Annotated in this window: 23 protein-coding genes; 15 read left to right on the forward strand and 8 right to left on the reverse strand. The window is 60.0% G+C overall.

The annotated features are described in order from the left end of the window. The first annotated feature begins 316 nt into the window (after positions 1-316). Together ACM110_RS02500 and ACM110_RS02505 are read left to right on the forward strand one after the other, a co-directional pair. A complete protein-coding gene (locus ACM110_RS02500) occupies positions 317-1,975 on the forward strand; it encodes a nitrite/sulfite reductase (protein WP_416126421.1) in 1,659 nt (552 codons plus the stop codon). After that, a complete protein-coding gene (locus ACM110_RS02505; protein ID WP_338581082.1) occupies positions 1,959-2,453 on the forward strand; it encodes a DUF934 domain-containing protein in 495 nt (164 codons plus the stop codon). The genes ACM110_RS02500 and ACM110_RS02505 overlap by 17 nt, the downstream gene beginning before the upstream one ends. 69 nt (positions 2,454-2,522) lie before the next feature. On the opposite strand, the gene sohB is transcribed toward ACM110_RS02505, so the two are convergent. Continuing rightward, entirely contained in the window at positions 2,523-3,545 is a 1,023-nt protein-coding gene (sohB, locus tag ACM110_RS02510) for a protease SohB (RefSeq protein ID WP_416126422.1), read from the reverse strand. A 201-nt stretch (positions 3,546-3,746) separates the two neighbouring features. On the opposite strand from sohB, the gene ACM110_RS02515 reads away from it, so the two are divergent. Further along, positions 3,747-4,457, forward strand: a complete 711-nt coding sequence (locus ACM110_RS02515) for a histidine phosphatase family protein (RefSeq protein WP_416126423.1) — start codon at positions 3,747-3,749, stop codon at positions 4,455-4,457. Between the two features lie 64 nt (positions 4,458-4,521). Further along, the gene (locus tag ACM110_RS02520; protein ID WP_339556166.1) at positions 4,522-4,836 is read left to right on the forward strand and encodes an SCP2 sterol-binding domain-containing protein; all 315 of its coding nucleotides are present in this window, start codon (positions 4,522-4,524) and stop codon (positions 4,834-4,836) included. Positions 4,837-5,006: 170 nt separating this feature from the next. On the opposite strand, the gene ACM110_RS02525 is transcribed toward ACM110_RS02520, so the two are convergent. Further along, positions 5,007-7,637 carry an MGH1-like glycoside hydrolase domain-containing protein gene (locus tag ACM110_RS02525; protein WP_416126424.1) on the reverse strand — a complete coding sequence of 877 codons (2,631 nt, stop codon included), beginning with the start codon at positions 7,635-7,637 and terminating at the stop codon, positions 5,007-5,009. 125 nt (positions 7,638-7,762) lie between these two features. Between ACM110_RS02525 and ACM110_RS02530 the strand changes: the two genes are divergently transcribed. The 3 genes from ACM110_RS02530 to ACM110_RS02540 all read left to right on the forward strand — a co-directional run bounded on the left by ACM110_RS02530 (position 7,763) and on the right by ACM110_RS02540 (position 10,963). Next, positions 7,763-8,626: a LysR family transcriptional regulator gene (locus ACM110_RS02530; RefSeq protein ID WP_338581092.1), complete on the forward strand. Its 864-nt coding sequence runs from the start codon at positions 7,763-7,765 to the stop codon at positions 8,624-8,626. A gap of 106 nt (positions 8,627-8,732) precedes the next feature. Continuing rightward, positions 8,733-9,878 carry a sterol desaturase/SRPBCC family protein gene (locus tag ACM110_RS02535; protein ID WP_416126425.1) on the forward strand — a complete coding sequence of 382 codons (1,146 nt, stop codon included), beginning with the start codon at positions 8,733-8,735 and terminating at the stop codon, positions 9,876-9,878. Further along, positions 9,875-10,963: an SMP-30/gluconolactonase/LRE family protein gene (locus tag ACM110_RS02540; RefSeq protein WP_416126426.1), complete on the forward strand. Its 1,089-nt coding sequence runs from the start codon at positions 9,875-9,877 to the stop codon at positions 10,961-10,963. Before ACM110_RS02535 ends, ACM110_RS02540 begins: the two co-directional genes overlap by 4 nt. 34 nt (positions 10,964-10,997) lie before the next feature. Here ACM110_RS02540 and ACM110_RS02545 read toward each other — a convergent pair whose 3' ends face one another. Together ACM110_RS02545 and ACM110_RS02550 are read right to left on the reverse strand one after the other, a co-directional pair. After that, positions 10,998-11,156 (reverse strand): hypothetical protein, encoded by a 159-nt coding sequence (locus ACM110_RS02545; protein WP_416126427.1) that lies wholly within the window; start codon positions 11,154-11,156, stop codon positions 10,998-11,000. A gap of 111 nt (positions 11,157-11,267) precedes the next feature. Then, positions 11,268-11,501 carry a DUF465 domain-containing protein gene (locus tag ACM110_RS02550; protein WP_150700636.1) on the reverse strand — a complete coding sequence of 78 codons (234 nt, stop codon included), beginning with the start codon at positions 11,499-11,501 and terminating at the stop codon, positions 11,268-11,270. Between the two features lie 208 nt (positions 11,502-11,709). Here ACM110_RS02550 and ACM110_RS02555 point away from each other — a divergent pair, with 208 nt between their 5' ends. Further along, the gene (locus ACM110_RS02555; protein ID WP_416126428.1) at positions 11,710-12,234 is read left to right on the forward strand and encodes a DUF4142 domain-containing protein; all 525 of its coding nucleotides are present in this window, start codon (positions 11,710-11,712) and stop codon (positions 12,232-12,234) included. Positions 12,235-12,291: 57 nt separating this feature from the next. On the opposite strand, the gene ACM110_RS02560 is transcribed toward ACM110_RS02555, so the two are convergent. Then, positions 12,292-12,516 carry a hypothetical protein gene (locus ACM110_RS02560; RefSeq protein WP_338581097.1) on the reverse strand — a complete coding sequence of 75 codons (225 nt, stop codon included), beginning with the start codon at positions 12,514-12,516 and terminating at the stop codon, positions 12,292-12,294. A 260-nt stretch (positions 12,517-12,776) separates the two neighbouring features. Here ACM110_RS02560 and ACM110_RS02565 point away from each other — a divergent pair, with 260 nt between their 5' ends. Genes ACM110_RS02565 through ACM110_RS02590 form a run of 6 tightly spaced genes read left to right on the forward strand, consistent with a single transcriptional unit; the run spans position 12,777 to position 18,198 of the window. Beyond that, the gene (locus ACM110_RS02565; RefSeq protein WP_416126429.1) at positions 12,777-13,628 is read left to right on the forward strand and encodes an STAS domain-containing protein; all 852 of its coding nucleotides are present in this window, start codon (positions 12,777-12,779) and stop codon (positions 13,626-13,628) included. A gap of 4 nt (positions 13,629-13,632) precedes the next feature. After that, complete coding sequence (locus ACM110_RS02570; protein WP_338581101.1) at positions 13,633-13,995, forward strand: STAS domain-containing protein; 363 nt, start codon at positions 13,633-13,635, stop codon at positions 13,993-13,995. Beyond that, a complete protein-coding gene (locus ACM110_RS02575; RefSeq protein WP_338581102.1) occupies positions 13,992-14,396 on the forward strand; it encodes an anti-sigma regulatory factor in 405 nt (134 codons plus the stop codon). Before ACM110_RS02570 ends, ACM110_RS02575 begins: the two co-directional genes overlap by 4 nt. Beyond that, positions 14,393-15,397 carry an ATP-binding protein gene (locus ACM110_RS02580; protein WP_416126753.1) on the forward strand — a complete coding sequence of 335 codons (1,005 nt, stop codon included), beginning with the start codon at positions 14,393-14,395 and terminating at the stop codon, positions 15,395-15,397. Before ACM110_RS02575 ends, ACM110_RS02580 begins: the two co-directional genes overlap by 4 nt. After that, positions 15,390-16,265 carry a sensor histidine kinase gene (locus ACM110_RS02585; RefSeq protein WP_416126430.1) on the forward strand — a complete coding sequence of 292 codons (876 nt, stop codon included), beginning with the start codon at positions 15,390-15,392 and terminating at the stop codon, positions 16,263-16,265. Before ACM110_RS02580 ends, ACM110_RS02585 begins: the two co-directional genes overlap by 8 nt. After that, on the forward strand, positions 16,255-18,198 hold the full coding sequence (locus ACM110_RS02590) for a response regulator (RefSeq protein ID WP_416126431.1): 1,944 nt from the start codon (positions 16,255-16,257) through the stop codon (positions 18,196-18,198). Before ACM110_RS02585 ends, ACM110_RS02590 begins: the two co-directional genes overlap by 11 nt. Positions 18,199-18,304: 106 nt before the next feature. On the opposite strand, the gene uvrA is transcribed toward ACM110_RS02590, so the two are convergent. The 3 genes from uvrA to ACM110_RS02605 form a co-directional block, all read right to left on the reverse strand. Beyond that, on the reverse strand, positions 18,305-20,929 hold the full coding sequence (uvrA, locus tag ACM110_RS02595; protein WP_416126432.1) for an excinuclease ABC subunit UvrA: 2,625 nt from the start codon (positions 20,927-20,929) through the stop codon (positions 18,305-18,307). Between the two features lie 141 nt (positions 20,930-21,070). After that, a complete protein-coding gene (locus tag ACM110_RS02600; protein WP_416126433.1) occupies positions 21,071-23,182 on the reverse strand; it encodes an ATP-binding protein in 2,112 nt (703 codons plus the stop codon). A 213-nt stretch (positions 23,183-23,395) separates the two neighbouring features. Then, complete coding sequence (locus tag ACM110_RS02605) at positions 23,396-24,085, reverse strand: GntR family transcriptional regulator (RefSeq protein WP_007987445.1); 690 nt, start codon at positions 24,083-24,085, stop codon at positions 23,396-23,398. 140 nt (positions 24,086-24,225) lie between these two features. On the opposite strand from ACM110_RS02605, the gene ACM110_RS02610 reads away from it, so the two are divergent. Next, positions 24,226-25,311 carry an ABC transporter ATP-binding protein gene (locus ACM110_RS02610; protein WP_416126434.1) on the forward strand — a complete coding sequence of 362 codons (1,086 nt, stop codon included), beginning with the start codon at positions 24,226-24,228 and terminating at the stop codon, positions 25,309-25,311. Position 25,312: the final 1 nt, after the last annotated feature.

The following is a 25,312-nucleotide window of genomic DNA, read 5'->3' on the forward strand; positions in this document are numbered from 1 at the left end:
CTTGCTTTGGTTGGGTTGCTCATTGCATCGCCTCTTGTCGGTTTTATCGGTGATTGCATAAAGACTCGACCACAGTTAAGACGATGATTGTCCGCACGACAAATGTGGGTTAGTTGACAACAATTCTCGTTAGTCGATTTGGTTCTTTACATATACTCAAACATCACTTTTGCGCATAACTGCAAACTGGTATCTTGCCCCGGCTCCATAGGGAGTGCGCGGCCGTGCGCGCAGAATTGCAGAGGCTCTTTCGGACTCAAGCAAGCACAAAAACGCAGCTGTATCCGAGCGACCCAAGCCTGAGAACAGGACTTATATGTACGTATACGACGATTACGATCAGCGGATCATCGAGGACCGCGTCAAGCAGTTCCGTGATCAGACCCGACGCTATCTGGCAGGCGAGCTGAGCGAAGAAGAATTCCGCCCCCTGCGCCTGCAAAATGGCCTCTACATCCAGCGTTTCGCGCCGATGTTGCGAGTCGCGGTGCCTTACGGCCAACTGACTTCGCGCCAAATGCGAATGATGGCCAGGATTGCCCGCGACTACGACAAGGGCTATGCCCACATCAGTACCCGGCAGAACGTACAGTTCAACTGGCCGACCGTGGAAGACATCCCGGACATTCTCGCTGAACTGGCCACCGTGCAGATGCACGCGATCCAGACCAGCGGCAACTGCCTGCGCAACGTCACCACCGACCAGTTTGCCGGCGTCGCTGCCGATGAGTTGATCGATCCGCGCCCATGGTGCGAGATCGTCCGCCAGTGGACCACATTCCACCCGGAATTCGCTTACCTGCCGCGCAAGTTCAAGATCGCCGTCAACGGTTCGACTTCCGACCGTGCCGCCATCGAAGTCCACGACATCGGCCTTGAGCCGGTGCACAACGCCGCTGGCGAACTGGGCTTCCGTGTGCTGGTCGGTGGTGGCCTGGGCCGTACACCGGTGGTGGGCGCGTTCATCAATGAATTCCTGCCGTGGCAAGACCTGTTGAGCTACCTCGACGCCATCCTGCGTGTTTACAACCGCTATGGCCGTCGCGACAACAAGTACAAGGCGCGGATCAAGATTCTGGTCAAAGCGCTGACGCCTGAAGTCTTCGCACAGAAAGTCGACGCGGAAATGGAGCACCTGCGCGGTGGCCAGACCACGCTGACCGAAGCTGAAGTGCATCGCGTCGCCAAACACTTCGTCGACCCGGACTACAAGGCGCTGGAAAACCAGACTGCCGCACTGGCCGAACTCGACCAGCAAAACCCCGGTTTCGCCCGCTGGCGCACGCGCAACACCCTGGCCCACAAGAAGCCGGGTTATGTTGCCGTGACCCTGTCCCTGAAGCCGACCGGCGTTGCACCGGGCGACATCACCGACAAGCAGCTCGACGCCGTGGCCGATCTGGCCGACCGCTACAGCTTTGGCCAACTGCGCACTTCCCACGAGCAGAACATCATCCTGGCCGACGTCGAGCAGGACAAGCTGTTCACCCTGTGGGGCGAGTTGCGCGAGAAAGGTTTCGCCACGCCGAACATCGGCCTGCTGACCGACATCATCTGCTGCCCGGGCGGTGATTTCTGCTCCCTGGCCAACGCCAAGTCGATCCCGATCGCCGAATCGATCCAGCGCCGTTTCGACGACCTGGACTACCTGTTCGACATCGGCGAACTGGACCTGAACATCTCCGGTTGCATGAACGCCTGTGGTCACCACCACGTCGGCCACATCGGCATCCTCGGGGTGGACAAGAAAGGCGAAGAGTTCTACCAGGTGTCCCTCGGCGGCAGCGCCAGCCGTGACGCCAGCCTGGGCAAGATCCTCGGCCCGTCCTTTGCCCAGGAAGCCATGCCTGACGTGATCGAGAAGCTGATCGACGTGTACATCGAACAACGTACCGAAGACGAGCGTTTCATCGACACCTATCAGCGTATTGGCATTGACCTCTTCAAGGAGCGCGTCTATGCAGCGAATCATTAAGAACAACGAAGTCGTCGACGAAACCTGGCACCTGTTGCCCAAGGACTTCAACATCGACGAGATCAGCAACTGCGACGACCTCATCGTGCCGTTGCAACTGTGGCGTGAACATAGCCGCATGCTGTTGGCCCGCGATGGCGGCCTGGGCGTGTGGCTGGATGCCGATGAAGAAGCCGAAGAGATCGGTGAAGACGCAAACCAGTTCAAGGTGATCGCCCTGAACTTCCCGGCCTTCACCGATGGCCGCAACTACTCCAACGCCCGCCTGCTGCGTGACCGTTATGGTTTCAAAGGCGAACTGCGAGCGATTGGTGATGTGCTGCGTGATCAGTTGTTCTACATGCATCGCTGCGGCTTCGATGCGTTTGCTGTACGCCCCGACAAAGATCCGTATGAAGCCCTGGAAGGTCTCAAGGACTTCTCGGTGACCTATCAGGCTGCCACCGACGAACCGCTGCCGCTGTTCCGTCGTCGCTGATCAGCGAATCGAAATAAAAAAACCGGGGATTTCCCCGGTTTTTTTATGGCTGCGAGATGACGTTCAGCGTTACCAGAAACGTTGCTGGGTCAAGCGACTCCACCAGCTCAGCAGAACGCGGTCGACCGAACCGCTGGCCGCCATGCCGATACGCTCTTGCAGGCTTTTACGCTCGGCGTAGTGCAAGTGATAGAGCTCGGACTGCTTGGCGCGTTCGGCCAGGTATTCGTCGCTGGTCTTGAGTTCGTCCACCAACTGCTTGTCGAGAGCCGCGACACCGAGCCAGATTTCCCCAGTAGCGACATCGTCGATGGCCAGTTGCGGGCGATAACGCGCCACGAAGTTCTTGAACAGTTGATGGGTGATGTCCAGGTCTTCCTGGAACTTTTCCCGGCCCTTCTCGGTGTTTTCGCCAAACACCGTCAAGGTGCGCTTGTACTCACCGGCGGTCAGCACTTCGAAGTCGATGTCGTGCTTCTTCAGCAGACGGTTGACGTTGGGTAACTGCGCGACCACGCCGATCGAACCGAGGATCGCGAACGGCGCGCTGATGATCTTCTCGCCGATGCACGCCATCATGTAGCCGCCGCTGGCCGCGACCTTGTCGATGCACACGGTCAGAGGCACGCCGGCCTCACGGATACGCGCCAGTTGCGAAGACGCCAGGCCGTAGCTGTGAACCATGCCGCCGCCGCTTTCCAGGCGCAGGACCACTTCGTCTTTCGGTGTGGCGAGGGTCAGCAGCGCGGTGATTTCGTGCCGCAGGCTTTCGGTGGCCGACGCCTTGATGTCGCCGTCGAAATCCAGCACGAACACCCGGGGTTTGGTCTCGGGTTGTTTCTTCTGTTTTTTCTCGGTTTTAGCCTGGGACTTGCGCAGGGCCTTGAGCTGGTCCTTGTCGAGCAAGGTTTGCTCCAGGCGCTCGCGCAGCCCCTTGTAGAAATCATTGAGCTTGCTGACCTGCAACTGACCGGCCGACTTGCGTCGCCCCTTGCTGCGCAATGCGGCAAAACTGGCCAGGACCACCAAAATGGCGATCACCAGGGTCACGGTCTTGGCCAGAAAAACGGCGTACTCGGACAAAAACTCCACAGGGACTCCTTAAACGATGCGCAGCATCAACGCGCGCGGGATACCACCAGCATACTCATGCGCCGGCCTTGCGACCAGCCGTGAAACCTCTGGCAACAGGCCTGTAACGAGCATTTCAAACAAGCGTATGTTTTTTCATTGACAGCTCACCGCCATCCTCATAACCTCGCCAAACCTTCAACGTACCGGGATGACGCGGACGTGGGCAGCATCTATTTGATTCGACATGGCCAGGCCTCCTTTGGTGCAGACGACTATGACGTCCTGTCGCCGACCGGTGTTCGCCAGGCAGAAATCCTCGGCCAGCACCTGGCCGAGCTCGGCATCAGCTTCGATCGCTGCCTTGCCGGTGACCTGCGCCGCCAGCAGCATACCGCCAACAGCGCGCTGGAACAGTTCGCTACCGTGGGCCTGCCGGTGCCGATCCTGGAAACCGATTCCGCGTTCAATGAATTCGATGCCGACGCCGTGATTCGCGCGCTGTTGCCCGCCATGCTGGCGGACGAACCCGAAGCCCTGAACATCCTGCGCAACGCCACGCAAAACCGCGCCGAGTTCCAGCGCATCTTCGCCCTGATCATCGAACGCTGGCTGGCCGGCACCTACGATACGCCGGAGCTGGAAAGCTGGCTGGGGTTTGTCGAACGGGTTCGCGCCGGGTTGCACCGCATCCTCGAACAGGCCGACAACACGCAGAAAATCGCCGTGTTCACCTCCGGTGGCACTATCACCGCCCTGCTCCACCTCATTACGCAAATGCCTGCCAAACAGGCCTTTGAGTTGAACTGGCAAATCGTCAACACCTCGCTCAACCAACTCAAGTTTCGTGGTCGCGAGGTGGCCCTGGCTTCCTTCAACAGTCATGCGCACCTGCAACTGCTGAAGGCCCCGGAACTCATCACGTTTCGCTGAGTCCGGACTATTGTGACCCTGGCTGTAATCACCCTGCTCTAAATACCAGAAAAAGGATCAAACCATGACCTCCGTAGCAGATGCCGTACAAGCAATGAAAGCCAAGTTCAACCCAGCCGCTGCTGCCGGTCTGGACCTGGTCTTCGGTTTCCGCATCGACGACACCAAGAACTTCTCGCTGGTCGTCAAGGACAGCACCTGCGAGCTGCTGGAAGGCGAAAACCCTGACGCCCAGGTGACCCTGGTGATGGACGGCGAAACCCTGGAAGGCATCGTCGACGGTTCGACCGACGGCATGCAAGCGTTCATGGGCGGCAAACTGCGCGCTGAAGGCGACATGATGCTGGCGATGAAACTGTCCGAGCTGTTCCCTTCGTAAGATGGTGGCTCCCTTTTTCGGGAGCCTCTGTAGTTGCACACGGAACCCGCCCCTTGTGGCGGGTTTCGTTGTTTTCGGCACCGTAAATTAATAGTGAATCAGTCAGCATCCATGCTGGATGTGCCGCCGCCATCGCGAGCAAGCTCGCTCCCACATTGAATTTGCTTCGATCAAGGCTGTAACAACAACGCCACCAACGCACTCCACCCGGTCTGATGACTGGCACCCAGACCACGCCCGGTTTCTCCGTGGAAATACTCGTGGAACAGCACCAGATCACGGCTGGCGGGGTCGCCCTGCAATTGCGCATACGCCGCCATCGACGGTCGATTGCCTTCTTCATCGCGCAAGAACAGCCGGGTCAGCCGCTGGCTCAGACTATCGGCAACCTCCTCCAGCGAAGCCAGGAAACCTGACCCCGTGGGGTATTCCACCGAGAAATCCTGATCGTAATAACGGTGAAATTCGCGCAAGGACTCGATCAGCATGTAGTTGATCGGCATCCACACCGGCCCGCGCCAGTTGGAGTTGCCACCATACAGCCGCGAATCCGATTCCGCCGGTTCGTAACGGGCGCAGAGTCGGTCACTGTTGATCTGCAGGCCGAAGGAGCGCTCAGCAAACGCCTTGGACAGCGAACGAATACCGAATTCAGAGAGAAACTCTTCTTCATCGAGCATGCGTTTGAGCAAGTCCTTGGTGCGTTCGCCGCGCAACAGGGCCAGCAGCAACCGGTTGCCCTCACCCGGTTCGGTCCAGCGCGAAACCAGGCTGGCCAGATCCGGTCGATGGCGCATGAAACCCAGCAGGCGCTCGCGTAAACCAGGTAACCCCTCGTGCTCGTGCTGCTCCAGGACCTGCACGGCGAACAGCGGCATCAGACCGACGATAGAGCGCAGGCGCAGCGGCTCGTTGACGCCGTCCGGGCGGTGCAGCACGTCGTAGAAAAACTGGTCCTGCTCGTCCCAAAGGCCTTCGGCGTCGGAGTCGATTTTATTGATCGCCCCGGCGATGTAGAGAAAATGCTCGAAGAACTTCACCGCGATGTCGACGTAGACACTGTTGCGTTTGGCCAGCTCCAGCGCGATGCGCATCAAGTCCAGCGCGTAGGCGGCGACCCACGCCGTGCCGTCGGCCTGATCGAGTGCGTAACCGGGTGGCAATGTCGCTGAGCGGTCGAACAGCGCGATGTTATCCAGACCGAGGAAACCTCCCTGGAACAGGTTGCGGCCCTCGGCATCCTTGCGATTGACCCACCAGGAAAAATTCAGCAGCAGTTTGTGGAAAATCCGTTCGAGGAAATCCATGTCGCCTGTCCCGGTCAGCCGCTTGTCCTGCTGATACACACGCCAACAGGCCCACGCGTGGACTGGCGGGTTGGCGTCGTCGAAACGCCATTCATAGGCCGGCAACTGGCCGTTAGGGTGCATGAAGCGGTCTTTGACCAGTAGCAACAATTGATGCTTGGAGAACTCTGGATCGATCAGCGCGAAGGCCACCGCCTGAAAACCGAGGTCCCACGAGGCGTACCATGGATACTCCCAGGTGTCGGGCATGGAGACGATGTCGAAATTCGACAGGTGCCGCCAATGGGTGTTGCGAATGTGCGAGCGCCCCGACGGCGGCGCGGGTTGTCCCGGATCACCGTCGAGCCACTGATTGACGTCGAAATAATACAGTTGCTTGGACCACAGCAAACCGGCCAGGGCCTGGCGCTGAACATTGCGCGCGTCGGAGTCGTCGATCCCGCGTTGCAGCACTGCGTAAAACCCGTCGGCCTCGCTGCGTCGGCGTTTGAACAGCGCAGTGGCATCCACTTGAGCCGAACCGGACCGGGCGAAGCGCAGATAAACGCTGCGACTTTGGCCAGCCTCGAATGCCAATACAAAATGCGCCGCCACCCGCGTTCCAGTGTCACGACGGATCGCGTCATTGATGCCATCGACCACAAAGTCGTTGATCCCGTCCTTGTACGGACCGGTCGCTGCCACACCATCAAGTTTCGGGAAATTGCTCTGGTTTTCGCAGAACAGCCATTCGCAGTCTTCCTCGCCCCAGGCCGTGGCCTGCCGATCTGCCAGTTGCGGATGCCAGGCCAGAACCTGATCGCCGGCCAGTGTCAGGCTCGGTTTCTGGCCGTCGACCACCCAGCTCCAGGTGTTGCGCGCCCAGAGCTGAGGCAATACGTGCAAGTGCGCTGGCTGATCGGCGCGGTTGTGCACCGTGACACGCATGAAGATGTCGTCGGGCGAGTGTTTGGCGTACTCCACTGAGACATCGAAGTATCGGTTGTCCTCGAATACGCCGGTGTCGAGAATCTCGTACTCGTTATCCGTCAGCCCACGCCGGGCGTTTTCCGCGATCAGGTCGGCGTAGGGAAATTCGGCCTGAGGGTATTTGTAGAGCATGCGCATGTAGGCATGACTCGGCACGCCATCGACATAGAAATACAGCTCCTTGACGTCTTCGCCGTGGTTGCCTTCGGTGTTGTTGAGGCCGAACAGACGCTCCTTGAGAATCGGGTCACGCCCGTTCCACAGCCCCAATCCCAGACACCAGTGCTGAGCCTTGTCGGAGAATCCCGCAAGCCCGTCCTCGCCCCAGCGATAAGCGCGACTGCGGGCATGATCGTGGGGGAAATAGCGCCAGGCATCGCCATCGGCGCTGTAGTCCTCGCGCACCGTGCCCCACTGGCGCTCACTCAGATACGGCCCCCATTCGCGCCAGGCCTCGGCCTCGCTGCCGAGCAGGCGCTGGCCTTCGACGGTGCCTTGGATGTTCGCAGCGGGTTTGGCGGTCATGGCGGGTCCGTTGGGCGAGAGACCGTTGCAGTGTAGTGCCTCGGCTAACCGCTTGACTGAACACCACCGTAGCCGCTGGCGGCACCTGCTCTTACAATGCCAGCACTTCCCCAACCGGCCACCCCATGGACATCGACCTCGCCCGCACCTTCCTGGAAATCGTCCGCCACGGCAGCCTTGCAGCCGCCGCCGAGAAACTCCATGTCACCCAGACCGCGATCACCGCGCGGGTGCAGAAACTCGAAAGCCAGTTGGGCAGCACCCTGTTCGTGCGCAACCGTGCCGGGGCGCGGCTGACGCCCAATGGCGAGGCCTTCGTGGTGTACGCCAATCAACTGGTGGAAACCTGGGAAGCGGCGCGACGGGACTTGCCGCTGCCCGAGGGTTACCACGACGTGTTGCACATCGGTGGCGAGGTCAGTCTGTGCAACCCGCTGATGCTCAGTTGGGCCGGCGAGTTGCGAGAGAAAATCCCCAGTCATGCCTTGCGCATGGAGATCCGCGACGGCGAAAACCTGCTACGCCAACTGGAACTGGGGGTTCTGGATGCGGCGCTGGTCTATCAACCCGAGTACTGGCCGCGCCTGCAAGTCGAGCAGATTCTGGAGGAAAAACTCATCCTCGTACGGCTACCCGGTCACCCCGATCCTTACGTGTACATCGACTGGGGCCCGGATTTCCGTCGCCAACACGATGCCGCGCTGCCGGAAAAAGCCAAGGCTGCCCTGAGTTTCAATCTCGGTCCACTGGCCTTGCAGTACATTCTGGAGAATGGCGGCAGCGGCTACTTCCGCACTCGCGTCGTGCAGAGTTACCTGGAAAGCGGCGTGCTGGAACAAGTGCCCAAGGCCCCGGAATTCAGCTACCCGACCTACCTGGTTTATTCCCGCGATCGCGACTCGGAAACCCTGCAGCGGGCCTTCGATCTATTGCGCGAAGTGATCCGGTCCGATGATGACTGGTCGCAACGCTGGAACCCGCTGACCTGAATCCGCTTTGCACCGGATCATGGCAGTTGTGTCCTCAAGGTTCGGCCCGCCAAAACGCCGGAATCGTCTAATCTGCTGGAGATAACAATAACGACAGGTGATTGCAGTGAGGCAGACCACCGAAGCATTCCGCAGCCGTTACCGCGCCAACATCCATCCGCTCTACAACCCGTGGCTGCACGGCACCTTTGTGCTGTTGTTCGGCCTGTTGGCCATCGCCGCATTCTGGAGCACCGTGCAGCAGGTGCAACCGCTGGAGTGGCTGGCGGTGCCGCTGACCTTGCTGTTTTTCAACCTCGGCATTTACATGGTCCATCGGCACCTGGGCCATCACAAAAAAGCCTTCGCGCGGATGTTCTACGCGCGTCACGCCGGTGACCATCACAGTTTTTTCGCCCCCGGGCACATGACCTACGACAGCGCCCGCGACTGGCGGGTGATCCTGTTTCCGGCCTGGCTGATCGTGTTGCACACACTGGTCATCACCCTGCCGATCTGGTGGCTGCTCAAACAGTTCGACGCCAATGTCGCCGGGCTGGTCGGCGGTTGCTCGGTGCTCGGTTACCTGGCCTATGAGGTGTTTCACGCCTGTGAACATCTGCCGCCGCACAATCCGTTAACGCGCCTGCCGTGGATTCGCCAGATGCGTCGCCTGCATGAGCTGCATCACCGCCGCGAGATGATGCAGGAGCGCAATTTCAACATCGTTTTTCCGTTGATGGATTACCTGTTCGGCACCCTCTACTGGGAACCGGAACACGCCACCCCGTACCTGACGAGAACGCCCATGACCCGCATGCAGCATCAGATCGAGATTGCCGGCAACCCCATCGACGTGCTCGCCTACGCCAGCACCGTGACCCGTTGGCCGGAGTGGCATCCATCGTCGCTCAAGATCAATGGGCAGAAAGGCTCATTGCATGCCGGCGCGCGGTTCGAAGAGGACATTCGCGCCGGCGGCCGCGATGGGCATTTGAGCTGGGTGGTCGACGAGTATTTGCCGGGGCGGCGCTGGAGTGCCAGGGCCGATGGCGATCATGGTCTGTCGTTGGTGGTGACTTACGAATGCGCGGCCGAGGGGACTGGCACGCGATTCGTTCGTACCCTCGAATACCAGTTCAGTGGCCTGGGAATGCGCGTGGCCAATGCACTGCTGCTCAAGCGGCGGATCGATCGCGAGTCGGCCGAATCGATGCTGGCCCTGCGCGAAATGGCGCAAAAGCATCTGGCGCAATCGGGAGTCAATGCGTGAGTCGATTCATCAGGTTCCGCCATTGGCTGCTGCTGGTGATCATCGCCATCGGCGCATTCCTGCTGCTGATGCCGACCAAAGTGCAACCGGTGGCCTGGACGCCGCCGCCCGCACCCTCCCTCACCAGCGGCGTTTATGCCGATAACACGCGACTCAAGGGCGTGGAACGGGTCGGCGCCGCAGATATCGACGGCCCGGAAGCGCTGCTGCTGGAAAACGATACGCTGATCACCGGATTGCATGACGGCCGGTTGATCCGCACCAGTCTCGACGGCATGGTCACCAAAGTCCTGGCCGACACCGGTGGTCGGCCATTGGGGCTGGCCCGTCATCCCAATGGCTTGCTGGTGATCGCCGATGCGGTCAAGGGGTTGCTGTCGCTGGACGCCCAGGGTCGACTGGTGGCAATGACCACCGAGGCCAACGGCGTGCCCTTCGGTTTTACCGACGACGTGGTCATCGACAAACCCGGTCACTACGCCTATTTCAGCGACGCTTCCAGTCGCTTCGGCTACGGCAAGGACGGCGAGGCGATCATCGAGCACGGCGGCGACGGCCGCTTGCTGCGTTACGACTTCCAGACCGGTAAAACCTCGTTGTTGCTGGACAAGCTCGAGTTTGCCAACGGCGTCGCACTGGGGCCGGACGATGCCTTTGTGCTGGTCAACGAAACCGGCGCCTATCGCATCAGCCGCTACTGGTTGAGCGGACCGAAAGCCGGCACCCACGATGTGTTTATCGATAACCTGCCCGGTTTGCCGGACAACCTGTCATTCAACGGCCGCGACCGTTTCTGGGTCGCCTTGTATGCACCGCGCAATGCCTTGCTGGATGCCACGGCGGAGCACCCATTCGTACGCAAGATGATCGTGCGGGCCATGACCGTGCTGCCAAAACCGGTAGAAAAACGCGCCTTTGCGTTGGGGCTGGATGTTGAGGGCAAAGTCATCGCCAATCTGCAGGATGGTAGCGACGGCAACTATTCCCCAATCACGACGGTGCGTGAGTATGGCGACTGGTTGTATTTCGGTTCGTTGAAAGCAAAGAACATGGCGCGATTGCCGCTCAGTACGGCTATGCAATAAACACCACAAAACCAATGTGGGAGCGGGCTTGCATTCAATTCAGATCGGAGTCGATACCTTCGTCCTCCGGCACATCGTCAATGCCCGGTTCTTCTTCAGGATGTTCAGTGGTATGGGCCGGGCTCAACGGTTGTGGATGGGTCGGCATCGGGTCGAAGCCACCCTGCTCTTCGCTAGGATATTTCTGTTTCATGAGGCACCTCGCCTGCCGCCCGTCTTGTCGGGTTCTGAACATTCGAGGTGCCGGTTCTTATCGCCGTTCCAACTTTTCAGTCACCGGTCGTCGGTGACTCATGACCATGGGTCAGGACGGCGATTGCAGTTGTTTGACGATCTTGTCCTTGACCTCCAGGCGCTTCGCCTTGAGCTTTGTCACCGCGTCATCGCTGGATTTGGCTTGCTCCGCCTTCACCACCTCGGCATCTGCCAGGGAATACTTGTTGATCAGCGAATCCAATAACGGATCCTTGGTGCGTTTCTGCTGGATTTCTTCCTTTGTGCAACTCAGGTCCTGATAAAGGTCATGGGACACCGGCATGGAACACCTCCGTTTGTTGATCGGTAGCAAACGCGACTGATTGCGTTCGCCAACTATCAGAATGGCCTCGGTTGGCCGGTTCTGTCGACCATCTGTCAGACCAGCGGTGTCCATTCGTCGTCCTCTGGCAAATGCGATAAAACCTTTGCCCAAGTGCTGGCCTCCACTGGTTAACGATCACCGTGATCATCTGCGTGGAGAAGCACCAATGGACGGATTTAACCTGCGCCACCTCGCTATGGCCGTTGCTTTGAGCACTGGCATGATGGGTGCGGCATTTGCCGCGACTTCCAATGATTTTGTCGACAAGGCAGCGGCTGGCGGCATCGCCGAAATCGAGGCCAGTCGACTGGCGCTCGAAAAAAGCCAATCGGCGGACATCAAAGAGTTCGCCAACATGATGATTACCGATCATGGCAAGGCCAATGACGAACTGGCGACCATCGCGAAAAAGAATGACATCGAAGTGCCGGACAGCACGACGTTGGTGAAGCAGGCCAAGGAAAAGATCCTCGACATGCGTGACGAATCCTTCGACGCGGCTTATGCCAACAATCAGGTCAAGGCTCACGAAGAAACCATTGCGCTGTTCAAGAAAGAAGCCAACACCGTGACGGACGACAAATCCAAAGGCGCGGTGGAACTCAAAGGCTTTGCGCAGAAAATGCTGCCGGGTCTGGAAAAGCACCTGGATATGGCGAAAAAACTCCAAGCCGCGCATCCGAGCAAATAATCACGCTGCCAATGCAAAAGCCGCATCCAGGATGCGGCTTTTGTGTTTGAGAATCACCTAACCGCCATCGGTATCGATATCGGCATCGGTGTCATCACTGGGCTTGGGTCGATCCGGATTGGGCTTGAAGCCTGGGCTGAATTCATTGTCGTTGTCGGTATGGCGGTTCTTTTGATCAACCGTTCCATCGCCGCTTTGCGGCTCCGGTGTGCTTTCCACGGGCTTGCCAGGGTTTTCGCTCTGCGCTCGATCCCTTTGCGGTGTCATCGTTTGGTCTTTCATGGCTACCTCGCTCGTCACTGCATGTACGCGGCCGGAATAGTCGAGTCTTGAGGTTTCGAAGTTTGCTGGCCGGAAGGGTTCCCTCGGACCGCTGATTTGCAATGAAAAACCGCCATCAGAACCGGCGCCGACTACAGTCCATGTGCAGCGGATGAAAAATGCTCTCGAAAGCGAACAACTATTTCATCCGGCAAATGTCATTGATTTGCGCCGGTCATTTCTTGGGGAGTCGGCGCCTACACTACAAGGAGTCAAGTCTCATGGCGGCACTGCAATCCAGCACTCTCGATGCGATGAAGAAGAACCAGGCACAACTGCTTGCCGAATGGACAACCGGCCTCGAAGCCAGTGACGCCACCCGCAATCTAAAAGACCAGGACTTGCAACAGCAGACTTCGCAATTCCTGCAACTGATCATCTCGGGCCTGCAAAGCGGCAACGGCCAGAACATCGCCGCCTCCGGCTGGGACGAGATTCGCCAGTTTCTGGAAAAGCTCTCCCATAGCCGTGCCCTGCTCGGCCAGGACTCACAACAGACCGCCAGTTTCATCTTCGCCTTGAAAGGCCCGTTGTTTGCGATGCTGCAAAATCACTATCAGGACAGCCCGGCGCTGTTGGCCGAACAGCTTTGGGAAATCTCCGAACTGCTCGACGCCCTCGGCATGCACACCATCCGCACTTTCCAGAAGTCCCGTGAAGCGGTGATCAAGCGCCAACAGGAAGAACTGCTGGAACTGTCGACCCCGGTGGTCAAGCTCTGGGACGGCGTACTGGCACTGCCAATGATCGGCACGCTGGACTCGCAACGCACTCAAGTGGTGATGGAATCGCTGTTGCAGCGGATCGTCGACACTGGATCGGAAATCGCCATTATCGACATCACCGGCGTGCCAACCGTCGATACCCTGGTGGCGCAACACCTGCTGAAAACCGTCACCGCCATTCGCTTGATGGGCGCCGATTGCATCATCAGCGGCGTGCGTCCGCAGATTGCCCAGACCATCGTGCATTTAGGCCTCGACCTGCAAGGCGTCGTCACCAAGGCCAATCTGGCCGATGCGCTGAAACTGGCCCTGACCCGGTTGGGACTGACCATCAGCAAGGCGGTATGAGCCCATGGAGCGCATTCCGATATTGCAGATGGGCGACTTCCTGCTGGTGACCATCCAGGTCGACATGCATGACCAGTTGGCCCTGACCCTACAGGACGACTTGTCCGAGCGGATCAGCCGAACTTCCGCCCGTGGCGTGTTGATCGATATCTCCGCGCTGGACATGGTCGACTCGTTCATCGGCCGGATGATCGGGACCATTTCCGGACTCTCGAAAATCATGGATGCCCAAACGGTGCTGGTCGGCATGCAACCGGCGGTGGCCATCACCCTGGTGGAGCTTGGCCTGACACTGCCGGGGGTCAGTACCGCATTGAATGTCGAGCGCGGGATGAAACTGCTTCAGGATCGAGTACGTGACCAATGAACGTACGCAGCAGTGGCTCTCATCCGATTCATATCGAGCAGGATGTGGTCCTTGCTCGGCAACTGGCGCGCAAGCTCGCCCAGGAATGCGGCATGCGCCTGATCGACCTGACCAAACTGGTGACCGCCGTCAGCGAACTGGCGCGCAACACCATGGTGTACGGCGGTGGTGGCGACATGGACTGGCAGATCCTCGACGACCAGACCCGCTGCGGCCTGCGCCTGGTGTTTCGCGACGAAGGTCCCGGCATCCCAGATATCAAGCTGGCGATGACCGATGGCTGGACCTCCGGCAGCGGTCTCGGACTGGGCCTGACCGGTGCCAAGCGTCTGGTGGACGAGTTCGAGCTCGACACCGCGCCTGGCCAGGGCACTCGCATAACGATCACCCGATGGACATGAACATTGGCAGTTCGCTGACGCAAGTGCTGGTGATCGAAGACAGCAGTCAGATCGGCCACGCACGGCGTACCGCGCAGCAACTGGCGGAAAAAAATGGCTTCGACAGTACGGATGCCGGGCGTGTCGCACTGGTCGCCACCGAGCTGGCCAGCAATATTCTCAAACACGCCAGCCATGGCGAACTGCACGTGCGAGTGTTGCCCCGCGCAAGTGGCGCCGGCATCGAAATGCTTGCCGTCGACCGCGCCCAAGGCTTCGATTTGCAGGCGTGCCTGACCGATGGATTCTCCACCGGCGGGACTCAGGGCATCGGGCTGGGCGCCGTATCGCGTCAGACCGAAGTGTTCGACGTCTACGCCGATTCACGGGGTGCCGTGTTGCTGGCACGCTTGTATCCGCGCCAGGACAAGGCCCCGGATCGACGCGTAGGCATCAGCCAGCACTCATTGCGCAACGACCCGGCGTGCGGGGATGTCTGGCACTTGGCGTTCGACGGACCACGCATCAGCGTGCTGGTGATCGACGGCCTGGGCCACGGCGAAGAAGCCGAACGGGCTGCCCGCGCCGGCGAAAAAGCCTTTGCACTGTCGCCTTTCGCGTCACCGGTGCTGGCATTGGAGGAGATGCATCACGCCATGACCGGTACCCGTGGCGGTGCTGTGGCCGTCGCGCAATTTGACGGCGCCGCACTAAAATTCGTCGGTATCGGCAATATCGGCGCCTGCCTGATTGCAGCGGACAAGTCCCGGGGGTTGGCCTCCCATCCCGGCATCGTCGGCGGCCAGTATCGAAAGGCGCAAGCCTTTGACTATGCTCAAGTGAGCGGACAGCTGTTGATCATGTACAGCGACGGCCTGCAATCGCGCTGGAACCTGCAGGATTATCCCGGTCTGGTGCACCGCCATCCCGCCGTGATCGCCGCCATTCTGCACCGTGATTTCTGTCGTGGACGGGACGATGTCACGGTGTTGGTCATTGCTCTGGAGGCCGCCCATGCCTGAAGCACCGATGAGTCAGACTGACGAACAAGCGGCGCTGATCGCCCGGCTGCAAAACGAAGCCGAGGCCCTGCGCGCGGAGCTGGATGAAACCAATCAGGGTGTACTGGCGCTGTATGCGGAACTCGACACCCAGGCCGAACAATTGCGTCAGGCCTCGGACCTGAAAAGTCGCTTTCTTTCCTACATGAGCCATGAATTTCGCACCCCGCTGGGCTCGATCCTGAGCATCGCCAGCCTGTTGACCGATGAACTCGACGGGCCATTGAGCCCCGAACAGCACAAACAGGTAGCCTTCGTCAGCAGTTCCGCCCGCGAGTTGAGCGATATGGTCGACGATCTGCTGGACCTGGCGAAGATCGAAGCCGGGCGCATCACTATTTCCCCGGCGTGGTTCGACATGTTCGACCTGTTCGCAGCACTGCGCGGTATGTTTCGGCCAATTGTCGATGCGACCGCTGTGGACCTGATTTTCGAAGAGCCGGTGGGACTGCCCCGGCTGTACACCGACGACAAGAAACTCGCGCAGATCCTGCGCAATTTCATTTCCAACTCGCTGAAGTTCACCACCCGCGGAGAAGTCCGCGTGTCGGCGCGTCTGGAAAACAGCTCCCATGTGCGCTTTGCCGTCAGCGACACCGGAATAGGTATCGCTGCCGAGCTACATGGCGCATTGTTCGAAGACTTTTCCCAGGTCGACTCACCGCTGCAAAAGCGCCTGCGTGGAACCGGGCTCGGACTGTCCCTGTGCAAGCGCTTCGCTGGTTTGCTGGGTGGCGAAGTCGGGCTCCAGAGTACCCCGGGCACTGGCTCGACCTTTTTCGTGATCATCCCGCTGGCCATCGCCACGGAGCCTGCCGATGAAACGTGACCTGCGCCTGCTGATCGTCGACGACAACGTCGCCACGCGCTATGCCCTGCGCCGACGCCTGGAGCGTCATGGCTATGAAGTGCTCGAAGCCGGTACCGGCAGCGAGGGCCTGGAGTTGATCGACAGTGTCACCATCGAGGCACTGATTCTCGACGTCAACCTGCCCGACATGAGTGGCTTCGACATCGTTCGCATACTGCGCTCGGACCCCGCGACCGCCCTGCTCCCGGTGATTCACGTGTCGGCCGCCTCGATCCAGACCGGCGACATCATCACCGGCCTGGATGCCGGCGCCGATGCTTACCTGATCCACCCGGTAGACCCGGACGTGCTGCTGGCGACCCTGCGCACCTTGCTGCGGGTGCGGGAAACGGAAAATGCCCTGCGGGAAAGCGAGGCGCGCTTTCGCGAGATTTTCATCAATGTCTCGGCGCCCATTGCCGTGCTGGATGCCCAGCTCAAGGTGCATGAATGCAACCATGCCTTCTCGCGGTTGATTCAGGACAACCTCACGCCTGACACGCTGCGCGAGTGCTTTGCCGACGACCAATCCGGCATCATCGACGAACTGCGTCTGCGCCTGAGCTACGGTGAACGCTGGAAAGGCACCTTGAGCATGCGGGTCCAGGGCGAAATCCGCGAAACCGAATGGCAGATCTCGCCCTACCGCTCACCGGAACTCAGCCTGGTGTTTGTCGAGGACGTCACCGAGCACCGCCACCGCGAGCGCTCGCACCTGGCGCGGCTGGACGACGCCACCACGCAACTGGCCAAGGAAGTCGCCGAACGCGTGCGCACCGAAGCCCAGTTGTTGCAGGTGCAGAAAATGGACGCACTGGGCAAGCTCACCGGCGGCATTGCCCACGACTTCAACAATTTGCTCACCGGCATCATCACCAGCCTGGAACTGATCCAGAAACGTGTGGCCGATGCGCGAACCGACAAGGTTCAGTTCTACACAGAAGCCGCGTTGAATTCGGCGATGAGTGCAGCCTCCCTGACCCATCGCCTGCTGGCGTTCGCCCGGCAACAGCCGCTCGACACCCGGCCCGTGGATATCAACGAGCACATTCGCTCCCTTGAAGAACTGCTGGTGCGGACCATCGGCGAACGCATTGCCCTGAAGCTTGAACTGACGAGCAAAGCGGCGATTGCCCTGGTCGACCCGATCCAGCTGGAAAGCGCCGTGCTGAATCTGGTGATCAATGCGCGCGACGCCCTGCCACAGGGCGGCAATATCTGGGTCAACACCTATGCGGCCTATTCCCATGGTGATCCCAACCTGGCCGATGGCGCTTACGTCGCGTTGTCAGTGCGCGACGACGGCACCGGTATCGAGCACAGCGTGATCGACAAGGTATTCGATCCGTTCTTCACCACCAAACCGCTGGGCCAGGGCACCGGGCTCGGGTTGTCGACCATCTATGGTTTCGCCCGTCAGTCCGGTGGCGATGCACACATCCGCAGCGTGGCGCGGCGCGGCACCGAAGTGACCATCATGCTGCCGGCCAGCTCCGATCCGACGGCCAGTGAAGTGTTGCCCACCGCTGTCGATCCGCAAGGCTCCGGCGAACACATATTGATCGTCGAGGACACGCCGTCCGTGCGCATGTTCGTGGCCGAAGTGCTGGTGGACGCCGGTTACCGCTGCACACAGGTGGCTGACATCGAGGGGGCTCTGGAACGCCTGCAAAATGATCAAACCATTGACCTGCTGCTGACCGACGTCGGCCTGCCACGCATGAGCGGCCGGGAACTGGCCGATATCGCCCGAGGCTGGCGCAACAAATTGCCGATCCTGTTCATGACCGGCTACGCCGAAACCGCGATCAACCGTCAGGTGTTTCTGGGGGAAGGCATGGAAATGCTGATCAAGCCGTTCCAGATCAATGAACTGCTGGACAAGGTGCGGCGTACGATTGACGGTGCCTGATAATCTGCCATCGCGAGCAAGCTCGCTCCCACAGGATCCGTGACCACCACAAATCCCCTGTGGGAGCGAGCCTGCTCGCGATGAGGCCCGCAAGTTCGCCGAACATTCAAGCCATACCAAGAACCCTGGCCAAAAACGGCGCCGTCCGGCTCTTCTTGCTCTTCGCGACTTTCTGCGGCGTCCCCGCCACGACAATCCTGCCGCCCTGATCACCGGCCCCCGGTCCGATGTCGATCACCCAGTCACTTTGCGCCACCACGCGCATCTCATGTTCGACGACAATCACCGTGTGCCCTGCCGTCACCAGATTATTCAACTGTTCGAGCAGGCGATCGACGTCACGCGGGTGCAGCCCGGTGGTCGGTTCGTCGAGCACGTACAGCGTCGCCCCGCGTTGATTGCGTTGCAGTTCGGTGGCCAGTTTGATGCGCTGGGCTTCGCCACCGGACAGTTCGGTCGCCGGTTGGCCGAGACGCAGGTAGCCCAGGCCAATATCGCGCAGCACCTCCAGCGAACGACGGATTGACGCCTGCTCGGCGAACACTTCCACGGCTTGGTCCACGGTCATTTGCAACACTTGGGCAATGTTGCGGCCCTGCCAAGTAATCGCCAGCGTCTCGGGGTTGTAGCGCGCGCCGTGGCAGGTTGGGCATGGCGCATACACGCTGGGCATGAACAGCAATTCGACGCTGACAAAGCCCTCGCCTTCACACGTCGCGCAGCGGCCCTTGGCGACGTTGAAGGAAAACTGCCCGGCGTCGTAGCCCGCCGCCTGCGCCTCGGGCGTGGCGGCGTAGAGCTTGCGCACGTTGTCGAACAGCCCGGTGTAGGTCGCAAGGTTAGAGCGCGGGGTGCGGCCGATGGGTTTCTGGTCGACTTGCACCAGACGCTTGATCGACGCCAACCCCGCCGTGACCTGACCGCCACTGGTTTGCGGTGCATCGTCTTCGAGACTCGGTTCTTCCGCTTCACTGTCGATGACTGGGCGCCCGAGGTGCGTGCCGACCAGTTCGAGCAAGGCCTGGCTGACCAGACTCGATTTACCGGAACCTGAAACGCCAGTCACCGCAGTGAAGCAGCCCAGCGGAAACTCAACGCTGAGGTTGTTCAGGTTATTGCGAGTGATGCCTTCCAGCCGCAGCCAGTCGCTGGCCTTGCGGCTGACTCGCGACTGGCTGACTTGCTCGGCAAACAGATAGGCGCGGGTTTGCGAATCGGCAACGTCAGCCAGCCCGGCTGGCGCACCGCTGTACAGCACCCGCCCGCCATGCTCGCCGGCCGCCGGGCCGACGTCGATCAGCCAGTCGGCGCGGCGCATGGTTTCCAGATCGTGTTCGACCACAAACAAGGTATTGCCGGCAGCTTTCAAGCGCTGCAAGGCTTCGAACAACGCCTCGCCATCTGCCGGGTGCAGACCGGCAGATGGCTCGTCCAGCACGTAGATCACGCCGAACAATTGCGAACCCAGTTGCGTGGCCAAGCGCAGGCGCTGCAATTCGCCGGATGACAACGTCGGCGTGCTGCGTTCCAGCGCCAGATAACCGAGGCCAAGATCAGTCAGGGTACTGACCCGCTCCAGCAAATCCTGTGCGATCCGTTGCGCGGCCAGACGTTTTTCCACGGACAGGTTCGGTGTGTGCCGCACATCCGGGGCATTGGCGTGGCCGCTGGCGCCGTGGGCTACACGCTGTTCACGGGCCTCGCGGGTCTGGTTGTGAGTCAGCACGTCGCCCGCCTCTTCACCTTCTTCGAGGTAATGCTGGGCCGCGACCGGCTTCAGTACTTCGGCCACTTGCAGCAACGGCATCTGCGACAATTCGCCTATGTCATAACCAGCGAAGGTCACCGATAACGCCTCGCGCTTCAGACGTTTGCCGTCGCACAACGGGCAAGGGCTGCCAAGCATGAATTGCGAGACACGCTTCTTCATCAGCGCACTTTGCGAGTGGGTGAACGTGTGCAGGATGTAGCGGCGCGCGCCGGTGAAGGTGCCTTGGTAACTCGGTTCCATTTTGCGCTTGAGGGCGACGCGGGTTTCTTCCGGCGTGAGCCCGGCATACACCGGCACCGTCGGGGTTTCTTCGGTGAAGAGAATCCAGTTGCGCTGCTTTTTCGGCAGGTCGCGCCAAGGGATATCGACGTCGTAGCCCATGGTCACCAGGATGTCCCGCAGGTTCTGGCCTTGCCACGCCAAGGGCCAGGAGGCGACCGCGCGCTGACGGATAGTCAGGCTCGGGTCCGGCACCATCAACGCCTCGGTGACTTCATACACCCGGCCCAAGCCGTGGCACTCGGGACACGCGCCTTGCGGCGTGTTCGGCGAAAAGTCTTCGGCGTACAACATCGGCTGCCCCGCCGGGTAACTGCCGGCGCGGGAGTACAGCATCCGGATCAAACTCGACAAGGTCGTCACGCTGCCCACCGAAGACCGCGTACTCGGCGTGCCCCGTTGCTGCTGCAAGGCTACCGCAGGCGGCAGACCTTCGATGGAATCCACGTCGGGCACGCCGACCTGATCGATCAACCGCCGCGCATACGGCGCCACCGACTCGAAATAACGGCGTTGCGCTTCGGCGTAGAGGGTCGAAAACGCCAGGGACGACTTGCCCGAACCGGACACCCCGGTGAACACCACGAGGGCGTCGCGGGGAATATCGACGTCGACGTTCTTGAGGTTGTGTTCCCGGGCGCCGCGCACCCTGACCATGCCGGAGGGAGGGTTGGAGGTCATCATACAGCCCTGTTCAAAAGTTGATGGATAGTCGCGACTGTAGGAGCTGCCGCAGGCTGCGATCTTTTGGCTGTCTTGAAATGGTTGTAGATCAAGATCAAAAGATCGCAGCCTGCGGCAGCTCCTACACAGGATTTGTGATCAGCCATTGAGCACGGTGCGAATCATTCGGGCCAGCGATTGCGGGCTATAGGGTTTGCTCAACAAATGGGTATCCGGGCTGAGCTGGTGATTGCGCGAGATAATGTCACGGGTATGCCCCGAGGTGAACAGCACCGCCACCGGAGGATTTTGCACCTTGCCCCATGCGGCCAGATCGGAACTCTTGATCAGGCCGGGCATGACCACATCGGTGAAGATCAAGTCCACCTGCGCCCCCTCCAGCAGCATTTGCATGGCGAGGTCGGCGTTGGCGGCCGTCAGCACCTGATAGCCCTCTTCCCGCAGCAACTCCACCGACGAAGCACGCACTGCTTCGTTGTCCTCCACCACCAGCACCCGCTCGTGTCCGCCCCGCTGATGCGTGTCCGGCGTGGGTGTTTCACTGTCCATCGAACGCAGGCTGCGGGGGAAATACAGCTGCACCCGCGTGCCCTCGCCGACAACGCTGGACATCTCGATATGGCCGCCACTCTGCTTGACGAAACCGAACACCATGCTCAACCCCAGCCCCGTGCCCTGGCCGTCGGGTTTGGTGGTGAAAAACGGCTCGAAGGCCTGCGCGAGTACTTGCGCTGGCATGCCGACTCCCGTGTCAGCCACGCAGACCTGCACATAGTCCCCGGCCACAATACCTTTGCCTGCGCAAAACGCGCGATCGAGGCTGATGTTGTCGGCGCTGAGGTCTATGGTGCCTTCGCCCTTCATCGCATCGCGGGCGTTGATTGCCAGGTTGAGGATGGCGTTTTCCAGTTGATTACGGTCGACGAACACCTGCCAGCAATCAACGGGGGCGGCCATGTTGACCTGGATTGTTTCCCCCAGCGCGCGCTGCAACAGTTCGCCGAGGCCGTCGAAGATCTGCTGTGGCGTACAAGTCGCCGGGGACAGCGGCTGGCGGCGCGCGAAAGCCAGCAACTGTGAAGACAATTTTGCACCGCGTTCGACGGCGGCAATGGAAGCGCTGACCCGACGCTGCACATTGGCGTTGCCCGCTTCATGCCGGGCCAACAGGTGCAGGTTGCCGGCGATGACTTGCAGCAGGTTATTGAAGTCGTGGGCCACGCCACCGGTGAGGCCACCGATGGCTTCGAGCTTCTGCGACTGGCGCAATTGCTCTTCGGCCGCCAACCGCGCTTCGACTTCGTCGGCCACGCGTTGCTCCAGGTTGCGGGTGAACCGGAGCAGCGATTCTTCGGCGGTCTTGCGTTCATGGATGTCGATCAACACGCCGGGAAAACGAAAGGCCTCGCCCTGCTCGTTGAACTCGCAACAACCGCTGGCCAGCACCCACAGATAACTGCCATCGGGACGCAGAATGCGGTACTCCGCGTTATAGGCCTCGCCGACCTCGACCGACAGCTTGACCCGCTCTTGCACCCAACTGCGGTCATCCGGATGAATCCGCGTTTCGGCGAATTCCTGTGACAGATTGTTCAGGTCTTGCGCCGTCGGATAGGAAAAAGTCCGGGCGAATCGCTCATCGCCGGACAGCAGATTGGCCTTGATGTCCCAGACGAAGGAACCGAGCAACGCCCCGGCATTCAACGCCAGGCGCACCCGTTCGTTGTCGGCGCGATAGGCATCTTCGGCAGTTTGGCGGCGTTGCTCGGAAATCACTCGTTCAGTGGTTTCGACCACCATCGCCATGACCCCGGCCGGACGTCCGTCATCATCGGCAACCGGGCTGTAGTAGAGGTCCATCCAGACCTGTTCGGGAACCCCGTCGCGCAGCAGCACCAGTTCTTTATTGCGATAGGACAACGTTTCACCGGCCAGGCATGTATCCACCACATGCCGGTTGAACTCGGCGACTTCCGGCCAGCCCAGCTCCACCGGAGAACCCAACAGATAAGGATGGCGCCCGCCGGCAAATGTCGAATAGGTGTCGTTGTAGATCATGTAGCCGGGACGGCCCCAGAGCATCACCATCGGCAACGGTGAAGCGAGCATCAGCTGCACCGTACTGCTCAGGCTCCGAGTCCAGGAATCTAGCGCTCCCAGCTCGGTCCGGCTCCAGTCGAACGCACGAATGCGCCCGGCCATTTCGCCGCTCCAGCCAGAACACCCGTGGCTATCGTCTAGAAACTGCATCGCTTGGCTCTATCCCGGTCATCCACACCCGTTTGTTTCGAGCACGGTGAACGTTATTCGTTTCATAGAGGTATAGCTGAATCTCATCTCCCGGGCTTTTGTGGCATGCACCGCCAATTGTAGGAGCTGCCGCAGGCTGCGATCTTTAGATCTTGCCTTAAAAAACAAAGTCAAAAGATCGCAGCCTGCGGCAGTTCCTACAGGGGATGTGGGCTAAACCTCAATCAAATGCTTGAGCGGGTTGTAGCTGCTTTTCAAAGTGGCCGCCACATCGAGAATCGCCTTTTCGATGCCATTCAAATGCATGCACGTCAGCTCGATTGCCGCACTCTGGTTGCCCGCCTCGATGTACTCGATCAGCCGCAGGTGTTCATCGTCGCGGCAGGCTTCGTGGCTGTCGTCATCCAACGCAGCGGCGTACAGCGAGGCGCGGGAGATCAGTTTCTGGAACCAGTCGAGCAGCACCGGATTGTTCAGGCTGCGGGCCAGTTTGATATGGAACTCACCAAGCAAATGGATCAGCCGTTCGTGATCCCCGCTTTGATGCGCCTCGTCCTCAAGCAGCAGGTGATCGCGCAGATCCTGGGTCACCGCTGTATCGCGACGACGACACAGTTCGCTGACGATGCCGATCTCGATCAGGCGCCGGGTTTCGAACAGCGAACGAATCTCTTCGTCACTCGGCAACGACACCGACGCACCTTTATTGGGCTCGGTGGTGACCAGTCCATCGGCTTCCAACTGCTTGAGCGCCGCGCGAACCGACGTTCGGCTGACATTGAAAAGCTCGGCCAATGAAGCTTCGCCGAGCTTCATCCCCGGACGCAGCGAGCGTTTGCTGATCGCCTCGTAAACCCCTTGGTAGACGCGGTCGACCGTGGTTTCCAGTTTCTTTTCCGTCATTCATCAACTCCTTGCGCCCTGTGCAACCAACCCTGGCGGATGAACAGCCATTGAAAAAGGGGCTTGCACGAGCAGGTTAATCCGGGTATTTCTAAATTGCATCCAGATTTTGCATACAATAATTAGAGGAATGCACCATTATGGGTCATCCAGTTGCAATTGAAGTGCGAAACGTCTCAAAGCGGTATTCCGACGATCCGGGACTGGCCCCAGCGCTGGACAACGTTTCTGTCGACATTGCCGACAACGAATTCTTCACCCTGCTCGGCCCCTCCGGCTGTGGCAAAACCACCCTGTTGCGCACCATCGCCGGCTTCGAACATGTCAGCGAGGGTGAGATTCGTCTGGCCGGTGAACCGGTCAACGATTTGCCGCCGTTCAAACGCCGGGTCAACACGGTGTTCCAGAGCTACGCGCTGTTTCCGCACATGAGTGTTGCGCAGAATATCGCCTTCGGCCTCGAGATGCAGGGTCTTGAACGCAAACTGATTCCGCAGCGTGTCGATGAAATGCTCGCGCTGGTGCAAATGCAACACCTGGCCAAGCGCAAACCGGCCGAACTGTCCGGCGGACAACAACAGCGCGTGGCTCTGGCCCGGGCCTTGGCGCCGAAACCGAAAGTGCTGTTGCTGGATGAGCCGCTGTCGGCACTGGACCTCAAGCTGCGCAAGGAAATGCAGGTCGAACTCAAGCGCGTGCAGAAAGAAGCCGGGATCACTTTCATTTTCGTGACCCACGATCAGGAAGAAGCGCTGACCCTGTCCGATCGCATTGCCGTGATGTCGGCCGGCAAGATCCTGCAGATCGGCACGCCCAACGAGATCTACGAGCGGCCGCAACACCAGTTCGTCGCGCAATTCATTGGCGACATCAACTTCCTGCCCGGCCACCTCAAGCGCGGCCAGCAAAACGAAAACCTCTTCGTGCCCAACGGCATGCCGGTGGAAATCCCCTGCCCGTCGCAAGGCTTCGACGGTTCGCGGGTGCAACTGGCGTTTCGTCCCGAGCGCTCACAACTGGTTGACCCGACTCAACCGCATCACCTGCGCGGCGTGATCGAAGCCGTGCTGTATGTCGGCACCGCGACGCTTTACCAATGCCGGTTGAACAACGACATCAAGGTCATGCTGCGCGAGAACAACGAAGGCCTGAACCATGGCCGGGTGGTCGGTGATCGCGTCGCGGTCAACCTGCCGCCCCACGCCTGCCTGCTGATGGAGGCCTGAG

Origin of the sequence: Pseudomonas sp. NFX98 (genome assembly GCF_047784845.1) — a bacterium.
Classification (GTDB): domain Bacteria; phylum Pseudomonadota; class Gammaproteobacteria; order Pseudomonadales; family Pseudomonadaceae; genus Aquipseudomonas.

What these genes read in the sequence shown, in the direction of transcription:
- ACM110_RS02500 (WP_416126421.1), top strand. Translation starts at nt 317, where the DNA reads ATGTACGTATACGACGATTACGATCAGCGGATCATCGAGGACCGCGTC.
- ACM110_RS02505 (WP_338581082.1), top strand. Translation starts at nt 1,959, where the DNA reads ATGCAGCGAATCATTAAGAACAACGAAGTCGTCGACGAAACCTGGCAC.
- ACM110_RS02520 (WP_339556166.1), top strand. Translation starts at nt 4,522, where the DNA reads ATGACCTCCGTAGCAGATGCCGTACAAGCAATGAAAGCCAAGTTCAAC.
- ACM110_RS02525 (WP_416126424.1), bottom strand. Translation starts at nt 7,637, where the DNA reads ATGACCGCCAAACCCGCTGCGAACATCCAAGGCACCGTCGAAGGCCAG.
- ACM110_RS02530 (WP_338581092.1), top strand. Translation starts at nt 7,763, where the DNA reads ATGGACATCGACCTCGCCCGCACCTTCCTGGAAATCGTCCGCCACGGC.
- ACM110_RS02545 (WP_416126427.1), bottom strand. Translation starts at nt 11,156, where the DNA reads ATGAAACAGAAATATCCTAGCGAAGAGCAGGGTGGCTTCGACCCGATG.
- ACM110_RS02550 (WP_150700636.1), bottom strand. Translation starts at nt 11,501, where the DNA reads ATGCCGGTGTCCCATGACCTTTATCAGGACCTGAGTTGCACAAAGGAA.
- ACM110_RS02555 (WP_416126428.1), top strand. Translation starts at nt 11,710, where the DNA reads ATGGACGGATTTAACCTGCGCCACCTCGCTATGGCCGTTGCTTTGAGC.
- ACM110_RS02560 (WP_338581097.1), bottom strand. Translation starts at nt 12,516, where the DNA reads ATGAAAGACCAAACGATGACACCGCAAAGGGATCGAGCGCAGAGCGAA.
- ACM110_RS02565 (WP_416126429.1), top strand. Translation starts at nt 12,777, where the DNA reads ATGGCGGCACTGCAATCCAGCACTCTCGATGCGATGAAGAAGAACCAG.
- ACM110_RS02570 (WP_338581101.1), top strand. Translation starts at nt 13,633, where the DNA reads ATGGAGCGCATTCCGATATTGCAGATGGGCGACTTCCTGCTGGTGACC.
- ACM110_RS02575 (WP_338581102.1), top strand. Translation starts at nt 13,992, where the DNA reads ATGAACGTACGCAGCAGTGGCTCTCATCCGATTCATATCGAGCAGGAT.
- ACM110_RS02580 (WP_416126753.1), top strand. Translation starts at nt 14,393, where the DNA reads ATGAACATTGGCAGTTCGCTGACGCAAGTGCTGGTGATCGAAGACAGC.
- ACM110_RS02585 (WP_416126430.1), top strand. Translation starts at nt 15,390, where the DNA reads ATGCCTGAAGCACCGATGAGTCAGACTGACGAACAAGCGGCGCTGATC.
- ACM110_RS02590 (WP_416126431.1), top strand. Translation starts at nt 16,255, where the DNA reads ATGAAACGTGACCTGCGCCTGCTGATCGTCGACGACAACGTCGCCACG.
- uvrA (WP_416126432.1), bottom strand. Translation starts at nt 20,929, where the DNA reads ATGACCTCCAACCCTCCCTCCGGCATGGTCAGGGTGCGCGGCGCCCGG.
- ACM110_RS02600 (WP_416126433.1), bottom strand. Translation starts at nt 23,182, where the DNA reads ATGCAGTTTCTAGACGATAGCCACGGGTGTTCTGGCTGGAGCGGCGAA.
- ACM110_RS02605 (WP_007987445.1), bottom strand. Translation starts at nt 24,085, where the DNA reads ATGACGGAAAAGAAACTGGAAACCACGGTCGACCGCGTCTACCAAGGG.
- ACM110_RS02610 (WP_416126434.1), top strand. Translation starts at nt 24,226, where the DNA reads ATGGGTCATCCAGTTGCAATTGAAGTGCGAAACGTCTCAAAGCGGTAT.